This is a genomic window from Staphylococcus sp. GDY8P57P (assembly GCF_017892585.1).
Taxonomy (GTDB): Bacteria; Bacillota; Bacilli; order Staphylococcales; family Staphylococcaceae; genus Staphylococcus; species Staphylococcus borealis.
Genome location: NZ_JAESLK010000168.1, coordinates 1 through 1022 on the forward strand (window position 1 = coordinate 1; position 1022 = coordinate 1022).

The following is a 1022-nucleotide window of genomic DNA, read 5'->3' on the forward strand; positions in this document are numbered from 1 at the left end:
AGGAAAGATTTAGCTATTAAAAGGAATAATATTTTTTTAAAAATAGATATTAAAAGTTTTTTTGACACTATCAATCATAAATTATTATTAAAAAAACTTAAAAAAAGAATTAAGGATAAAGTAACCTTGTCTCTTATTACAGAGGCTATTGAGAATCCAACAGGGTTCGATACCCATAAAAATTGTAAAGGATTACCGCAAGGGATAGCAATTTCTAATATTTTATCTCATATATATTTAAAAGATTTAGATGAATATTATGATAAAAGAGATGATTTGATATATATACGCTATGTTGATGATTTACTTATATTATGCTCTACTAAAACCCAAGCTCAAACACTAAAAAAAGAAATAGAAAACAAGTTAAAAGATGAATTTTATTTAGATATAAATGAACAGAAAGGGAAAATAGGTGATATTTATAATGACAAATTTAACTTTTTAGGTTACGAAATAGGTTCTATAAACTCTTCTAAAAATGAATTCAAAATTGTAATGAATAAAAAAAGTGTTTTAAAAATTGAACAAAAAATCATTAATGTACTAACTGTTTTTAAAAAAGAAAGAAAATATACTATAGAAAAAATGATTTTTAACTTAAATTTGTTAATAACAGGATGTTTGGTACAAAATGAGTCTCATAGTAAGTATAAGTATGATAGACGTGGATGGTTATTTTATTATCTACAAATAACAGATATAACAGTTCTATATCATTTAGATCAATTTGTAAGAGATAAAATAAAAAATATCGCCAAAATAGATAATGATGTAAGACTATATGGATTAAAAAAATTTAGTAAAACTTACTTTGAAATGAAATATAATTTGTCAAAATCTACATATATATTTAATATAAATAAAGTAGATAAAGAAAATAAACAACGTATTTTAAAGGAATTTTACAACAAAGAACCTGATGAAGAAAATATTGACAGAATTTTCCGATACACAATTTTAAATCAAATAAAAAATTATGAGCAAGATATAATAAGTCAAATTTCTTAATTTATTTTTAT

At 21.5% G+C, this 1022-nt stretch carries 1 protein-coding gene; it reads left to right on the forward strand.

Annotated features, from left to right (window positions below; all coding sequences use genetic code 11):
- Positions 1–1011, forward strand: a 1011-nt coding sequence (locus KA878_RS14160) for a reverse transcriptase domain-containing protein (protein WP_245336782.1), incomplete at its 5' end; no start/stop codon positions are given.
- Positions 1012–1022 lie beyond the last annotated feature (11 nt).